We start from the raw sequence: 15,614 nt of genomic DNA, 5'->3' as shown, positions 1-15,614 counted from the left end.
ATGTACAGTATGATTGTAATCGTACTTTTATTGTACATCAAATCATGGAGAGATTAAAGGAATTTTATGAGAAATTTCCTACCAGTGTTATTTTAGTAGCGTTCCTTTCTTTGCTAATGCATCTGCACGGTCGTTATAGGCGATACCAGAGTGAGCTTTTACCTTATGAAAATCGATACGAAGTTGTTTGCTAGCTTCTTTCATTCGTTTCGCATAGTTAGTTGTTAATGGATTATTTGTTTTCCATCTACCTGTAGCCCACATTTCAATGCCCATATAATCATAATAGAGAGAGCATGATGTATACCCATGGTCTAGTGCATAATCCACTACATGAAGTGCTGCTAATAATTCCCCAGACACATTCCAATAGGCCACATGATTCGGTTCTGTACTCGAAAGAGAAAATTCTACTTCTTCTGCACCAAGAAGAATAACCCCTCCAGAGCCAACCACACCTTTTCGCTTATCAAAACTGCCGTCGATAAAAGCACGAATTTCACAAGGATCTGATTCTACGATTTGACTTATGTTATCAGTCTGTGTCTTAAGGTATTCACCTACGCTCATACCTTTAGACGCACTAGCAGATGTTTTCTTTGTACCGTTTCTAGCCGCTTTAATCTCTGCACACTTAGGTATATCTATAGAGCCCATATAGGCTTTTGCTTCTGCTTCTGTAGGGAATGATTTATACTGCGCCCCAGGAAAGCCTTTTACTTGCACTTCACAATCAGACCAAGTCACATAGATTCCTGGATTATGCCCTACTCGAACAGCATAATATTTCTTTGCCATACTTACCCCATTGTCAGTGGCGCTATCGTGCCACCTACTACGTCTACTAATGCTTGTGGATTGACTTTCACTTGCATTCCTCTAAGGCCTGCACTGACATAGACCATAGGAATGGATGTAATGCTATCATCAAAATAGGTAGGAAATGCTTTTTTCATCCCTAATGGAGAGCAACCGCCACGTAAGTATCCTGTTAACGGTAATAAGTCTTTTACCGCAATCAATTCTACCGATTTATTTCCGCTCACTCGTGCGGCTTGTTTCATATCTAGTTCCCCTTCTACAGGAATACAGAATACTACATGACCTGTTACATTGCCTTTCCCAACCAATGTTTTAAACACTTGTTCAGGCGGAATATGCAAAGATTCAGCAACATGTATACCAGCTCCGCGTTCTTCAGACCATTCGTAGGTGAACACTTCATAGTCAATATGGTGAGTATCTAGTATGCGTAATGCATTTGTTTTTTTATGTCCTTTTTTACTCATTAGACCCCCTATTTGTTGGTAATCTTTGAAATATTTTTTAATTCAATGCGCAAGGTACCATTTTCATTCGTTGAAATTTCTATAAACTCACGATCATTCATATATTCTACTGGAAATGAAAGTTCAATACCAGTATCTGTTTTAATTTTATGTTGCTTGCCCACTTTTGTAGCATAGGTCCGACTCACTGGCAATGGTTCAAGTAAATCTTCTTCTGCTAGCTCTTTCATAGCTGCTTCTCGCTGAATGGGGTTCGTACTAAACACTTGCTCAATAATATGTCGTGCTTCTAATGTGTCAGATACTTCTGCATTCTTAGCTAGTAATTCTTTTGTTTTAGCCATAGCTGCCACACCATCTTGCTCATGAGCTTTAGAAATTCGATCTACCACAGTGCGTACTTTTTTCACTGTATCTTTAGAAGACGGATTCGTGGTCACCTGAAAGATTCGTTCTTCTAGGAAGTTCATTTTCTCTCCATCATATTCACCTTTCGGCTCAAAGAGACGAATGGATAAATCAGAAAGTTTAATACTTACAAAAGCATATAGTTTTTGTGTCACTGTTGGTAATACGACTCTATGCTCTACTAATTTTGTTGCTAATGAACCATCCTCTTCTGAATATAATTGGTGAGTATATCCATCATGGGCTTTACAAAGAAGAACGCAAAGGTAAGCTTGCTCTCCTTGTGCTTCACAGACAATCATATCTAGTACACAAGGGTCCATTGCTTGTGCCATATAGGTAAATAAAGTCTCACCTAGTTCTTTACCAAACTCTACAAGGCTTACTTCTTGATTCTCCAATTGTTTGATCTTTCGCCCCCATGGTGTTTGATCCGAGATATAACCAGTTCTGGCTCCAGGGTCTTGTAACGCTTTCATTACATGCATTTCAAGATAGCTTTGTATCTCTGGTTCAGTAATATCCATAGGATGATCTGAATAGGCCGACATAGACGACGTAAAGTCAAACACTTCTAGTACAGCTGCATTAATTTGCATAGTTCCTCCTCAATAACAAAGAGCTTTGCCTTCGCAAAGCTCTTATGATGTTATCTATTATCTTTCACATAGTGATAGGTATTTTCCAGTCCTTTTTGTAATGTCCATTTAGGCGTATATCCTAAACATTGTTTTGCTTTTGCAGTACTCAATAAAGAATGTTTAATATCACCAATGCGCGGTTCTTCATAATGACGTTCTACCGTAGTGCCAGCAATGTGCTCTAATGTGTCGATTAATTCATTCACAGAAATTCCAGTTTCTGTACTCACATTGATAACCCCTGTTACATCATTATTCAATCCCAATATATTTGCTTCTACTACGTCATCTACATAGACAAAGTCACGTGTTTGTTCTCCATCGCCAAAAATTTTGATAGATTCACCATTCGCCACATGTTCGCAGAAAATACTAACAACTCCACCTTCACCGCCATTGCCTTGACGTGGTCCATATACATTAGAATAGCGATAGCAAATATAGGGTAATCCAAAAGATTCTTGGTAAATACGCAAATAGCCTTCCGTAGTTAATTTTGTCAATCCATAACAAGAACGAGGCACTCCTACCAATTCCTCTGTCAAAGGTAATACCTCTAAATCACCATATACTGCAGCAGAGGATGGCATAAGGAATTTTTTTACACCCACTTTAACTGAGGCTTGTAATAAATTCAATAGTCCCATTAGATTGATATCACAATCTTCTGTTGGATGTACCATGGATTCTGCTACTACTGTTTGCGCTGCCTCATGAAATACATAGTCCGGTTGAAAGTCTTCAAACACGTCATGTATCTTTTTATCTCGTATATCCAATTCTAAAAATTCAGCTTGTTCATTCACAAATGTCCGCAATCCACTGCTTAAATTGTCAATGACAAGTACACGATGTCCCTCTTGAATCAATCTGTCTACTAGATGTGATCCAATGAAACCGGCACCGCCTGTTACAATTATATTCATGTTCCTCATTCCTGTATCAATGACTGTCTTAGTAATATAAATTATACACCGTATCTAGTATATCGCAATAGTATGTACCCTATGGTGCACTTAAGCGTCTATATACTGAACTAATTGCTCACAGTGTTCTTTTGCTTGTCTATGAATCACTTGTAGCTGTGCATCTTCACCTGTATACAGCATATTGCCAGTGAAAACACCACCTTTAAAATTCATTTTACAGAACTTACAAGTAGCTTCACAGGTTTTAAATATTTCATCAATAGTAATGCCTTTATCACCATACAACGCATATTCATCATTACCACAAGCGGCGGTAAGACCAACAACCATATCCTTACCGGCTACTGCATAGGTATCTGCTCCATAGGCCCAACCATAAGCAAACACTTCTTCAAACCATCTCATAATCAGCGATGTTAAAGAGTACCAAAATAGAGGAGACTGTATCACAATCGTATCTGCCCACAGCAGCTTTTCACGTTCTGCTTCTACATTGATCTTGTAATCTCCGTAGAGCACTTCCAAACGATCAAACTCAGCCTTAGGATATTTTTCTTTAAGCAACGCGAGAATCTCTTTGTTTGCCACAGAATTTTCTTCGTGGGTATGACCTGTTACAATTAAAATGTTTTTCATTTCTATACCTCCCCTAATTTAGACCCTTATATAATACACTCTATTATCGTTCTCGTTGGATATCATAGTCTGTACCATTTGTCCGAATGGTAACAGTCCCCATCGTATCTGTACGATAGATATCTACATGTTCCTCCAATAAACGTGCCATAGCTTTCTCACCAGGATGTCCATAAGAATTATGTAAACCTGCAGAAATAACAGCTGCTTCTGGTCGAACAGAACGAATAAAATCTTTTTGACTAGAACCATTACTACCATGGTGTCCCACTTTTAAGACTTTACTAGACATTTTTGTATTTTGCTCTTTAATAAGACGTGCTTCTTCTTCTTTTTCCGCGTCACCAGTCATAAGCATAGAAAACTTACCAAATGTCAGCTTACCTACAATGGAGTTATTATTTTGATGAACTTCACCTTTTTTGTCAGTCATAATATCCCCACTCCAAGGAGCAAAAACCTCAAAATAAGCGCCATTCCCTAAATCTAAAAGATCTCCTGTATGAAGTGTTTCACGATGAATCTGTTTTGTATCAATAGTTTTTAAATAGGTTCTATACGTTCCACTATCAATGTCGATGCCATTATCGTAGACATGTTTAATAGGGATTGCTTTAGCGATGGCATAGAAACCACCAATATGGTCCGCATGAGGATGTGTCAAAATGACATTTTCTAATTCTTTCACACCATATTTTTTTAGTAAGGCTACCACCTGTGGTCTATGTTCAATATCACCTGTATCAATCATGGAAAATCTATCCCCAATTTGGAGTAAAATTGCATCTCCTTGTCCAATGTCTAATACATGAACCTTCATAGTTCCTGTCGGTGCTTGCAAAGATTGGCTAATTTCAGTCTTTGCAGCGTTTACATTAGATTGCGAAAGTTCTTTTCCACACCCTAATAAACTTAGCAAGGCTACTACCAAGGCACCTAACAAGAGCAGATATTTATATATTGTTTTTTTCATTTTTAAGTACTTTTTAACCTATATATATATTACAACAGTTATTACAGTGGTTGAATCTGATTGCAGCCCTCTATCGTTCGTAGTACACGACCAATTCGTTGTGCCACCTCTGTAGGCGTAAACCCTGGACCACAATCATCTAGTGCTAGATCTCCAGCACGACTATGGGCATAGATAGCAATATTTATAGCATCTATAGGGTTTTGATCTTGATTTAACATAGAACCAATTATGCCAGCTAATACATCACCCATGCCACCAGTTCCCATATAGGGATTACCTCTCGTTGTTAGATATATTTTACCAAATGGAGTGGCAAGAATCGTTGGTTGTCCTTTTAGGACAACATATACACCGTGTTCTTTCGCAAATTCGTTAGCATATCCAATAGGATCTTTGTTAAGCTCTTCTATACTTTTCCCCGTAAGAACAGAAAATTCACCTAAATGCGGTGTCAGTACAATAATATAATCATCTTTTCCTAATTCATAGGCGCGATACTTCAATAGCAATAGATCACTAGCAATAGCTATAAGCCCATCTGCATCAAGTACCATATGGTTACCTGTAACAGATTGTATCCATTGAAGTAAATGTTTCTTCTCACTATTGCTTCTGCCACCACCAGGGCCAATGACTACTGTGCTATTCCCATCTAGTTGTTCTACATCACTACTATCACAAATCATCATTTCAGGGCGACTCAAGGAACGCAACGCATCTAACTCATTTATACCAGACAGTATAGTGACTTTTCCAGCTCCACTACGTAAAGCTCCTTCAGCGCTTAATATGGGTGCCCCATAAATCCCCGGAGAACCACCCACAATATAGACATGACCATTGGTCCCTTTATGAGCAATAGGTGAACGAGGCTCTACATTCAAGGAATCTGCATTGTTCCAATAGAGTTCGGGCCAATTATGATCAGACTTCCTCAATGCATGATGCGGAAAAGGATATCCGATACTGCCTATACTCATATGTCCTACACATTGTCTTGCCGGATAGAAAAACATTCCCACTTTAGGGGCTAATAATGTAATCGTTTCATCTGCTTTAAATGAAGATATATCTGCACTACCTGTCAGACCATTAACCCCACTAGGAATATCGATGGCAATACATGTTCTAGTATCACTATATGAACGCCATTCTCTACATTGTTCAAACATAGATCGTATTCGTTTGGGTAGTTCACCATGAAATCCTGTGCCAAACACGCCATCTACCACAAGACTGACATTCTGTAATATATGGGAGGGTATTAGATTTCTATTAGACTGCATCATCTCATCAATCACAATCGTAATCGTATCTTCTAGAGTATGTACCACCTTCCATTGTTGTTGAAACAAAGGAGACCCTTCTTCTGGATTCCCACATACAACAACATAGGGAGTCACTTCAGGAACTTCTGTTAGCAATCGTGCTGCCACTAAGGCATCACCACCATTGTTACCAATGCCAGAAAGAAATAAAACTCCCTTTGGCCCCTTTATTTCTTGTATGTATCTATGTACTACCTCAAAAACAGATCGTCCCGCTTGTTCCATTAAATGAGATACTGGAAGTCCTAAACTTTCAATATATTGATCTACTATGTTAACTTGCTTTGGTGTTAAAAGTCGCATAGGTCTATCCTCTAATATACAATGACAGTACTCGTAGCATATTCATGACAATGGCTAATAGAAACTTGCAACGTTTCGTATCCTAAGGCTTTTATTTGTTGTCCAAAATAGCCTGTACAAGTAAGAACAGGGGCCCCCCATGCATCGTGAGTAATTTCAATATTCTGCCAAGAGCCATGACGAAATCCTGTTCCTAAAGCTTTTACACAAGCTTCTTTCGCCGCAAAGATACCCGCAAAGGATGCAGCTGCCTGTTTGTTACGTCCCCACGCATAGTTTCGTTCGTATTCTGTAAATACTCGTTGTAAAAAGCTATCCCGTTCAATCGCTTGTTCCATGCGATGAATTTCTATAATATCTGTGCCTACTCGAATCATATTAGCCTCGTAATTTGGCAATCATCTCTGCACGATCTGCTGCACCAAATACAGCAGAACCAGCTACTAATAGGGTAGCCCCTGCTTCACGCACTAATGGAGCTGTTTCCAAGTTAATACCACCATCTACTTCTACAACAGCTTTTATATTACCTACAGAATCGAATAATTCTCGAGCTTGTTTTACTTTTTTCACTGCATTATGAATAAACGATTGACCTCCAAAGCCTGGATTTACACTCATAATTAGAATTAAATCCAAATCTTCTGCAATATCTTCCAGTAAGGATACTGGCGTAGATGGATTTAAAGAAACTCCTGCTTTCATACCAGTTGCTTTGATAGCTTGAATCAAACGATGCGCATGTGGCACAGCTTCCCAATGAAAGGTGAAATACTCCACACCTATCTTGGCATACTCTTCTACATAATCGTCTGGATTTTCTACCATTAAATGTACATCAAAGGGCAACTTTGTATGTGGACGTAATGCTTTTACCACAGGAGCACCAAATGTTAGATTTGGCACAAAATGTCCATCCATCACATCAATATGTAATAAGTCAGCACCACCTTCTTCGATAGTACGAATATCTTCTCGCAAATTAGAAAAATCTGCCGATAACATAGATGGGGCAATTTGAATCATCTTATCGTCTCCTTTGATCTTCAAGTTCTGATTTAATCGTCAAATAGGATTGGTATCGTTGCTCACTAATCTGCCTATTAGCTAAGGCATCTTTCACAGAACAAATAGGTTCATGACTATGGGAACAAGGACTAAACTTGCATCCCCTATCATGGTCACCAAACTCAGGGAATGTATGCACTAACTCTTCTACAGTCATCCCTGTATGCTCTAGAGCTGAAAATCCTGGTGTATCCATGATAAAGGAACTTTCATCCAAGCTGTATAAAGAGGCATGGCGCGTCGTATGGCGACCACGTTTAATCTTATCGCTAACAGCCCCTGTTTGAAAGGCAAAATTCGGATCTACTGCATTTAGCAAACTACTTTTACCTACGCCAGAAGGGCCGGCAAAGGCACTGATTTTACCATGTAATACATGGCGTAACTCCTCAATCCCTTCACCAGTATATGTGGACGTGCAGAGTACAGTGTAACCGATATTTTCATAGATAGATTTCAGTTTCATCGTATCTTCTGTATGCAAATCATATTTATTAATCACTAGTACTGGAGGAATATGACTATGATGAATCATCACTAATAAACGATCCAATAATAGAGGATGAATATCTGGCTCTCTAGCTGCTACCACTACAATGACTTGGTCAATATTGGCAATGGCTGGTCTACGCAAAGAATTTCTTCGTGGTTCAATCGTATCAATCCAAGAATCTTCTGTAATTGTCACTGAATCACCTACTAAAAGGGAATATCGTTCTTTTTTTAATCGACCACGCACTTTACATTCATGCACATCTCCATTTGGAGTCTGCACATAAAAGTAGCCATTCATATTTTTAATTACAACACCTTGTTCCATAGTCTCTCCTATAAGGATTGTTCTTGCACTAATGCATTGTTTAAGTACACCTGTACGCGTACATTTCCAGATCCTGATACACTTTTCACAATACGATCTCCAGGCGCATTTGTACCATCATAGACAACACGACCGCCATCGTCATCAATAACCACTAGCTTGATATGCTGGGAGGCACGTCCATTTGGTACGGTTATATCTACTACACCTTTTGTAGTACCATTTTGTTTACTATTAGTAGTATCTTTTTTGGCATCTTTTGCTTGCCCTACTAGAGAAATACTTTCATCACGTTTTACGGAAGATCCTGGTGCTGGGCTTACTTCAGTTACAATTGCAGAATCCTCATTAGAGCCTGATATTTTACTAATGCTTAATCCTAAATTTCCCAATGCTTCTTTCGCTTCTTTAATTGTCATACCCACTACATTAGGTATCTCTACCATGGTAGATTTTGTTTCATTAATCGTAATATCTACGGTTGCATTTTTAGAGGCTTTACCGCCTGGCTGTAAGCCTTGACTAATAATAACTCCATCATCTTTACTAGTGTCACTTACATAGGATATCTTACCAATTGATAGGCCTAAGGCTTTCAACTTTTCTCTTGCCTGATCAAAACTCATCCCTTGTAGATCTGGTATTGTTATATCGCCAGCACCTTTACTAACCACCAAATGAACCATCCGTTGTTCTTTTACTGTTTCACCTGGCTCAGGACTCTGTGAAATAACCTGCCCTGCAGGTACATCAGAGTTAGTTACCTCTGAACTAGAGACTCGAAGATGTCGTTCTTCCAACAATCGTGTAGCCACACTTAATTGTTTGCCCACCACGTTTGGCACATCTACTGTGGAATTACTCCAAAAGTTACCAAAACTCAAGAAGGCCCATAAAAAGGCAAGCAAAAAGGCAAAAACAGCACCACCAATGACATATTTTTGTGGTAAGTTTCCAAGTTTTGCCAATATTCCTTCTTGTGAATCAGCCTCATCTTCCATAGTGTCTGTCTCCATAGGAGGTAATACTTGTGTAGCAAAGTCATGCTGTAATGGTCGTGTCGAAGTACTACCACGATAACCTAAAGACATCCGTAAAGCTTGAATCATCTCAGAAATAGAACCAAATCTCTTACCAGGTTCTTTTTCTAATGCTGTCAAAACAACTTGCTCTAACTGTGCTGGAATCTGTGGATTCTTAATACGTGGTGCCAATACTCGATCACGTACATGTTGTAAGGCTACACTAACTGGTGTCTCTCCTCTAAAAGGAACTTCTCCCGTTAATAATTCATAAAGCACAACCCCTAATGAATAAATATCTGTACTCACATTAATACTTTTTCCACTAGCTTGTTCTGGAGAAATATAATGAGCTGATCCCATTACTGAATTTGTATACATCATCGTAGCTGCTGTATTAATTGCACGAGCAATGCCAAAGTCAGTTACTTTGATACGGCCAGAATCTGTAATTAAAATATTATGCGGTTTTATATCACAATGTACTATGCCCATCATGTGTGCATGCTCCAAGCCCTCTGCAATAGCTACTACTATTTTTACAGCCTCTTGCACAGATACTTGATTACCATGATGTTGAATATACTCTTTCAATGTACATCCAGATACATATTCCATAATAATGTAATGAAAGCCTTGATCAAAGCCTACATCATACATACTAACAACATTGGGATGATTTAATTTACCAGCAGCTTGCGCTTCTCGCTTAAACCGAGCCACAAAATCTTGATCACTACCAAAATTTTGATGCAAAATTTTAATGGCCACAGGTCTTCCTAACAATGTATCTTTTCCAAGATATACGTCGGCCATGCCGCCAACACCTATTTTTTGCTGTACTTCATAGCGATGGTCAAAGACCAATCCTACTAATGTAAGTCTATCCATAAGTCACCTCTTTATATACGTCCTAGTACGATTGTCACATTATCTCGTGCTCCCGCATCATACACAAGGTGCACTAAATCTTCTAACGCTCTATTTTCATTTTGTTCTTCAGAAAGAACTTGTTCAATCTTGGATTCTTCAATATAACCAGATAAACCATCACTACAAAGTAAGATTCGGTCATTTTGAAATAATTCTATCATCCCTGTATCGACTTCTACCGATTCATAGACGCCAATCGCACGGGTTAACATATTCCGATTAGGATGATGAAGAACTTCTTCTTCTGTAATCGTTCCAGCTTCTACTAACTGTTGTACCATAGAATGATCTTTTGTCATGCGTTGTAAACCTTTTTCGCCATATATATATAAACGGCTATCTCCTACGTGAGCCCAATATAAAATATTATTTTGCACATAAGCCACAACAGCAGTAGTTCCCATACCTTCTAATTCCTTATAAGATTGGCTTTTTCTATACACCATATGATTCGCCTCTAGTATGGCATTTCGCAATACATGAGCAGATACTTCTTTAGACTTTTCTACTACATTTACAATAGCATCTACCACCATAGTACTAGCATATTCTCCACCAGTATATCCACCCATACCATCTGCTACAATTAACAGCGGTCCTTGTGCATAAAAGCGATCTTCGTTTCGCTGGCGAACTAGCCCAGTTTTACTAATTCCTAAACTAATCATACCCTTCCTTCTTTCAAAGATTGTTGATGTTGTATTTTTAATTGTCCACAAGCTGCTTGGATTTCATCTCCCATTTCCTTACGAATCGTTACAGACACACCATAGGATTCTACAATAGACTTAAACTCTTGCATTGCTTTCATAGACGGTTTATATAAATTAATATGTTCATTTCCATTGACAGGAATTAAGTTGACATTACAATGAGGAAATTGTTTTGCAATACTACCTAGTTCATGAGCTTCTTTTTCAGATGTATTCACATCTTTAATTAAAATATATTCAAAGGTTACACGGCGTTCTGTCCGTCGATAATATTCTGCCACAGCATCTAGCACATCTTGTAAAGCATACGTCGCCCCTATAGGCATAATTTCTTTTCGTTTTTCATCAGTAGTAGCATGCAATGATAATGCTAATGTGATAGGTAGTTCCAGTTCTGCAAAACGATAAATATTGGGTACTAAACCACATGTAGATACAGTCATTCGACGATAACCTATATTAAAGCTTTCTTTTTCATGAATAAATTGCAATGCTTCCATAGTGTAATCGAAGTTTTGTAATGGTTCTCCAGATCCCATGACAACAATGGAGTTGACTTCTTCTTTGATGATGCTTTCAAACAATAATAACTGCCCAACAATTTCAGCTACCGTCAGATTCCGGAATAGGCCTTCTGTAGTGGATGCACAAAAAATACATCCCATAGCACATCCCACTTGAGATGACAAACACACAGAATTCCCATAGTGCTGCTTCATCAGTACCGTTTCTACTTGATGCCCATCAGAAAATCTGAGCAATAATTTCTTCGTATTTCCATCAGAACTAGTAGATTCTCGCACCACCGTAGGAAGTGTAATTGTACAGTGTGTAGCAAGCCATTCACGCATTGCCTGTGGAAGCTGTAACATATCTTCCATAGAGAATACGTGACGTTGATAAATATAATCCATAATCTGTTTCGCTCTAAACTTTGGAAACCCTCCATCTGTCACAACTTTACTTAATGCTGGCAATGAAAGGCCAAGTAATTCTATCATGCTCTCTCCTTACGTAAACGGGCTATAAAAAATCCATCCATATCATATACATGCGGTAATAAAGTAACCATAGGACCTTCTGCTGCAAACGGCAACAAGGGAGCCACATCTTCTAAGACAAAATTAGGGTTTTCTCGTAAAAAGTTTTCTACAACCCTTTCATTTTCCAATGTATTTATAGTACACGTAGAATATACCAAATGTCCCCCTACTTTTACATAGGAACTAGCATTATGCAATATTTGTTGCTGTAACATTGGCAATTCTTGTAATTGGGATTCCTCTTTTCTCCAACGCATATCTAATTTCTTCTGTAAGATTCCTAGTCCTGAACATGGTGCATCTACTAGTACCGCATCAAAAGACTCTTTCCATTGTTCTTCTTTAACTGTAGCATCCCCTTGCTGTGGTTGCACATTAGATATTTTCATGCGTTTTGCATTTGCCTGCAACAATTCTACTTTATGTTCATGAATATCCGTAGCTACGATAGTTCCTGTATTATCCATAAGGGTTGCCATATGTAATGTTTTACCACCCGGCGCTGCACAGGTATCTAAAATATGCATATGTTGTTTAGGTTGTACTGCATAAGCCACAGCCATAGAGGCTTCGTCCATGAATGTCATCAATCCCTCTTGTACCCATTTTGCTTCCTGCAATTGTCCTTTGTGAGATTTGATGATAATTGCATCTGGAATCATATGACTAGGCTCTACCACCCAATTTGCCTGTGAAAGCTCTTCTAATAAATCATACCGACTAATTCGTAAAGTATTCACTCGCGCTGTCAATAATGGAGTTTCATTGAACCATTCACAGAGATCAATTGTTTCTTCTAGACCTCGTTGCTCTATCCATAAACGGACTAGCCATAAAGGTTGATTATAAATATAGGAAATTCTCTCCGCTTCCGAAGTGGCTAAAGCATCTACTCCAATATCTTCGCGCTGTCGATCTACATTACGAAGCACAGCATTGACAAAACGGTCTGTACCAGGTGCCACTTTTTTGGCAAGCTTTACACTTTCATTCACCGCAGCACTAGAGGGTACCTTATCCATATAGAGCAATTGATACACTCCGAGTCTAAGAATTTCTAGTACAAAAGGAGATAATTTTTTAACCGGTTTCTTGGTAAAGTGAACGATAACGGCATCCAAGTAGTTTTTGCGTCGCACCACACCATATACCAATTCTGTAAAGAATCTACGATCTAAATCCTCTAGTCTTTCTTGCATCATATACTGAGGCAATACAATATTGGCATACTTCTTATCTCGATGTATATCTACTAAGGCTTTCATAGCTAGGCGCCGAATGTTTTTATATTCTTTCTTTTGTTTCGTTTCCATAGAGTAACCTTTCTATGACAAGTCTAATGTCTTCTGTATTGACTCGCGTATTACAACAAGGACCACAAGGTCGTTCATTTAAGACACCAATCACAGGAATAGGAAATACATCTGCCATGCCACTGACTAAGTCTCTTTCACAGGCGATAGCCACAATCGCTTGAGGACGAATTTCCTTAATTTTTAAACGTGCTAATGTACCACCTGTGACTACCACAAAATGACATCCATAGGTATCTGCAATATCTAGCAAGGTTCCTACTTGGCATCCCCCACAGCGCTTACAATTATGTACATCTGTAGTCACTTTATGTACACAGCTAGATAATTGTATGCAATGCGGTGTAAGCAATAATAATCGTTCTGGTTCCACGCGATACACTTGGGTGCTCACGAGATGATTAATTAACGCAATCAAGGATTGACTCACTTCATCCTTTGTATACCCAAAACATCTAGCTAAGACCGTGACCAAAGGAAATAAAAGATATAACCCACGATTGGATAGTCGCAATAAAATCGGATGTTGTATAGGATATATTGTGACTAATGCCATGTATATCCACATGGACCACCCAATCAATATAGGTAGTAGTAGCGCACTCTCTACGATAGGCCCGACAACAGGTCCCCATTGGGATAAGCTAAGATGCATCATCCAGACTATCCAACCCCATACCATGGAAATCAATAGCATTGCCACAGCCGTCACTGTTAAATATAGACGATAAGATTTATTCATCGCCAAAGCAAGCTCCTACTGCTAACTGATGACCACGAGCAAAATCACCTGCATTCATTCGTTTTTTATTTTCAGGCTGCACTTCTGTGACACGTAAGACCCCGTGACCAGTGAAAATACTGAAAGACTCTTTATCTACATGCACTATTGTCCCCTCTTTAGGATAGCCACAAGCCCCTTGTAAATGTTCAGGAGCATACTTGGAGGTAGGGTCTACTTTCGCATGCCAAAACTTAATCCGTTTACCCTCTAAGAATGTATAACATCCAGGACTGGGATTGAAAGCTCTTATTTTCGCAGCTAATGTATGTGCTGGTTCTGTAAAGTTAAGATGTCCCATCTCTTTCGTAATTTTTCCTGTTTCAATAGCTTCTTCATGATTTTGAGGGACTCTTGTTAACGTACCTAATTGTAAAGCATCTACAGCTGGTACAATCATCTGTGCCCCTAATTTTGCCAAAGCTGTAAAGATTGTACCAGATGTATCCTCTTCTGTAACAGGAATGCGTTCCATGAGCAGAGTATCACCTGTATCTAATCCTTCGTCCATATGCATAATAGTCATACCAGTTTCTGACTCTTCATGAAGAATCGCATATTGAATAGGTGCTGCACCTCTAAATTTCGGTAATAAAGAAGCATGTAGATTAATACACCCCAAAGGAGGCTGATGAATAAGCCAAGGAGGCAAAATTTTTCCATAAGCAATGACTACCACAATATCAGGAGCCAAGGATTGTAATAGTTCTTCCGCTTCTTCATTGCGCAAGGATTTTGGTTGATACACAGGAATATCATGCTCTAATGCCAACTCTTTCGTCGGCGGCATTTGTAATTTATTACCTCGCCCTTTCGGCTTATCTGGTTGACAAAATACACCTATTACAGTGTGTGGACTATCGATTAAAGCCTGTAACGTTGGGACTGCTATATCTGGAGTACCCATAAATACTATACGTAATGGATTCATTATTGTTGTTCCTTTTTATGGATAAAAATCTCATTGGGATTCACTAACTTTTCCACAAATAAAATACCATTTAAATGGTCGATTTCATGCTGAAAAATACGAGCTAAAAAGCCTTCTGCCTTAATTTTTATCTTTTTATTATTTCGATTGATACCATGTACTTCAATTTTGTCATATCGCTCTACATCGCCGAATAGTTCTGGTACGCTCAAACAACCTTCTAAGCCTACTTGAGAACCTTCTTTTTTCACGATTTCTGGGTTGATGACTTCAATTAAACCATTTCCATCATCTAGTACAATAATTCGTTTGGATACGTTGACTTGTGGTGCCGCCAAGCCTACACCATCTGTTTTATACATAGTTTCAGCCATATCATCTAATAATTGACGAATCTTTTTATTTACGAACTCTACCGGTTCTGCTATTTGTTTTAACACAGGATGCCCTGTTTTCATGACTTCTAAAACTGCCATAGTC

The 15,614-nt window shown here is 38.7% G+C and carries 17 protein-coding genes; all 17 read right to left on the bottom strand.

The features are described 5' to 3' along the window. Positions 1-87: 87 nt before the first annotated feature. A complete protein-coding gene (locus EO112_RS06405; protein ID WP_126940743.1) occupies positions 88-798 on the bottom strand; it encodes a viroplasmin family protein in 711 nt (236 codons plus the stop codon). Between the two features lie 2 nt (positions 799-800). Then, on the bottom strand, positions 801-1,289 hold the full coding sequence (gene ybaK / locus EO112_RS06400; RefSeq protein WP_126940744.1) for a Cys-tRNA(Pro) deacylase: 489 nt from the start codon (positions 1,287-1,289) through the stop codon (positions 801-803). A gap of 8 nt (positions 1,290-1,297) precedes the next feature. Then, a complete protein-coding gene (locus tag EO112_RS06395) occupies positions 1,298-2,296 on the bottom strand; it encodes a nucleoid-associated protein (RefSeq protein WP_127163479.1) in 999 nt (332 codons plus the stop codon). A gap of 50 nt (positions 2,297-2,346) precedes the next feature. Beyond that, positions 2,347-3,264, bottom strand: coding sequence for an NAD-dependent epimerase/dehydratase family protein (locus EO112_RS06390; protein WP_127163477.1), 918 nt, complete (start codon positions 3,262-3,264; stop codon positions 2,347-2,349). A 90-nt stretch (positions 3,265-3,354) separates the two neighbouring features. Continuing rightward, positions 3,355-3,903, bottom strand: coding sequence for an NAD(P)H-dependent oxidoreductase (locus EO112_RS06385; RefSeq protein WP_127062208.1), 549 nt, complete (start codon positions 3,901-3,903; stop codon positions 3,355-3,357). Positions 3,904-3,946: 43 nt separating this feature from the next. Then, entirely contained in the window at positions 3,947-4,876 is a 930-nt protein-coding gene (locus EO112_RS06380) for a ComEC/Rec2 family competence protein (protein WP_127163475.1), read from the bottom strand. 41 nt (positions 4,877-4,917) lie between these two features. After that, positions 4,918-6,510 carry an NAD(P)H-hydrate dehydratase gene (locus EO112_RS06375; RefSeq protein ID WP_127163473.1) on the bottom strand — a complete coding sequence of 531 codons (1,593 nt, stop codon included), beginning with the start codon at positions 6,508-6,510 and terminating at the stop codon, positions 4,918-4,920. An 11-nt stretch (positions 6,511-6,521) separates the two neighbouring features. After that, the gene (gene acpS / locus EO112_RS06370; RefSeq protein ID WP_164723962.1) at positions 6,522-6,884 is read right to left on the bottom strand and encodes a holo-ACP synthase; all 363 of its coding nucleotides are present in this window, start codon (positions 6,882-6,884) and stop codon (positions 6,522-6,524) included. Between the two features lie 4 nt (positions 6,885-6,888). Continuing rightward, entirely contained in the window at positions 6,889-7,536 is a 648-nt protein-coding gene (gene rpe, locus EO112_RS06365) for a ribulose-phosphate 3-epimerase (RefSeq protein WP_126940750.1), read from the bottom strand. Between the two features lies 1 nt (position 7,537). After that, complete coding sequence (gene rsgA, locus EO112_RS06360; RefSeq protein ID WP_126940751.1) at positions 7,538-8,398, bottom strand: ribosome small subunit-dependent GTPase A; 861 nt, start codon at positions 8,396-8,398, stop codon at positions 7,538-7,540. Positions 8,399-8,406: 8 nt separating this feature from the next. Continuing rightward, positions 8,407-10,311, bottom strand: coding sequence for a Stk1 family PASTA domain-containing Ser/Thr kinase (gene pknB, locus EO112_RS06355; protein WP_127010851.1), 1,905 nt, complete (start codon positions 10,309-10,311; stop codon positions 8,407-8,409). Between the two features lie 11 nt (positions 10,312-10,322). Continuing rightward, the gene (locus EO112_RS06350) at positions 10,323-11,021 is read right to left on the bottom strand and encodes a Stp1/IreP family PP2C-type Ser/Thr phosphatase (protein ID WP_062402425.1); all 699 of its coding nucleotides are present in this window, start codon (positions 11,019-11,021) and stop codon (positions 10,323-10,325) included. Next, positions 11,018-12,067, bottom strand: a complete 1,050-nt coding sequence (rlmN, locus tag EO112_RS06345; protein ID WP_127010852.1) for a 23S rRNA (adenine(2503)-C(2))-methyltransferase RlmN — start codon at positions 12,065-12,067, stop codon at positions 11,018-11,020. Before rlmN ends, EO112_RS06350 begins: the two co-directional genes overlap by 4 nt. Next, a complete protein-coding gene (gene rsmB, locus EO112_RS06340; protein WP_127010853.1) occupies positions 12,064-13,422 on the bottom strand; it encodes a 16S rRNA (cytosine(967)-C(5))-methyltransferase RsmB in 1,359 nt (452 codons plus the stop codon). Before rsmB ends, rlmN begins: the two co-directional genes overlap by 4 nt. After that, complete coding sequence (locus EO112_RS06335) at positions 13,394-14,164, bottom strand: DUF116 domain-containing protein (RefSeq protein WP_127010877.1); 771 nt, start codon at positions 14,162-14,164, stop codon at positions 13,394-13,396. The genes rsmB and EO112_RS06335 overlap by 29 nt, the downstream gene beginning before the upstream one ends. Next, positions 14,157-15,134, bottom strand: coding sequence for a methionyl-tRNA formyltransferase (gene fmt / locus EO112_RS06330; protein WP_127010854.1), 978 nt, complete (start codon positions 15,132-15,134; stop codon positions 14,157-14,159). The genes EO112_RS06335 and fmt overlap by 8 nt, the downstream gene beginning before the upstream one ends. Further along, positions 15,134-15,610: a peptide deformylase gene (gene def / locus EO112_RS06325; protein WP_009353453.1), complete on the bottom strand. Its 477-nt coding sequence runs from the start codon at positions 15,608-15,610 to the stop codon at positions 15,134-15,136. The genes fmt and def overlap by 1 nt, the downstream gene beginning before the upstream one ends. Positions 15,611-15,614 lie beyond the last annotated feature (4 nt).

It is taken from the genome of Veillonella sp. VA141 (assembly GCF_003992175.1).
Lineage (GTDB): Bacteria > Bacillota > Negativicutes > Veillonellales > Veillonellaceae > F0422.
The sequence above is the reverse complement of the archived record's forward strand: the minus strand, read 5'-3'. Positions and strand labels throughout refer to the sequence as shown.

Bases quoted from the DNA above. Each gene is read 5' to 3' on its own strand.
- pknB (WP_127010851.1), bottom strand. From the start codon at position 10,311: ATGGATAGACTTACATTAGTAGGATTGGTCTTTGACCATCGCTATGAA.
- EO112_RS06350 (WP_062402425.1), bottom strand. From the start codon at position 11,021: ATGATTAGTTTAGGAATTAGTAAAACTGGGCTAGTTCGCCAGCGAAAC.
- EO112_RS06375 (WP_127163473.1), bottom strand. From the start codon at position 6,510: ATGCGACTTTTAACACCAAAGCAAGTTAACATAGTAGATCAATATATT.
- rlmN (WP_127010852.1), bottom strand. From the start codon at position 12,067: ATGATAGAATTACTTGGCCTTTCATTGCCAGCATTAAGTAAAGTTGTG.
- rpe (WP_126940750.1), bottom strand. From the start codon at position 7,536: ATGATTCAAATTGCCCCATCTATGTTATCGGCAGATTTTTCTAATTTG.
- EO112_RS06335 (WP_127010877.1), bottom strand. From the start codon at position 14,164: ATGAATAAATCTTATCGTCTATATTTAACAGTGACGGCTGTGGCAATG.
- fmt (WP_127010854.1), bottom strand. From the start codon at position 15,134: ATGAATCCATTACGTATAGTATTTATGGGTACTCCAGATATAGCAGTC.
- EO112_RS06395 (WP_127163479.1), bottom strand. From the start codon at position 2,296: ATGCAAATTAATGCAGCTGTACTAGAAGTGTTTGACTTTACGTCGTCT.
- EO112_RS06405 (WP_126940743.1), bottom strand. From the start codon at position 798: ATGGCAAAGAAATATTATGCTGTTCGAGTAGGGCATAATCCAGGAATC.
- EO112_RS06385 (WP_127062208.1), bottom strand. From the start codon at position 3,903: ATGAAAAACATTTTAATTGTAACAGGTCATACCCACGAAGAAAATTCT.
- EO112_RS06390 (WP_127163477.1), bottom strand. From the start codon at position 3,264: ATGAATATAATTGTAACAGGCGGTGCCGGTTTCATTGGATCACATCTA.
- rsmB (WP_127010853.1), bottom strand. From the start codon at position 13,422: ATGGAAACGAAACAAAAGAAAGAATATAAAAACATTCGGCGCCTAGCT.
- def (WP_009353453.1), bottom strand. From the start codon at position 15,610: ATGGCAGTTTTAGAAGTCATGAAAACAGGGCATCCTGTGTTAAAACAA.
- ybaK (WP_126940744.1), bottom strand. From the start codon at position 1,289: ATGAGTAAAAAAGGACATAAAAAAACAAATGCATTACGCATACTAGAT.
- rsgA (WP_126940751.1), bottom strand. From the start codon at position 8,398: ATGGAACAAGGTGTTGTAATTAAAAATATGAATGGCTACTTTTATGTG.
- EO112_RS06380 (WP_127163475.1), bottom strand. From the start codon at position 4,876: ATGAAAAAAACAATATATAAATATCTGCTCTTGTTAGGTGCCTTGGTA.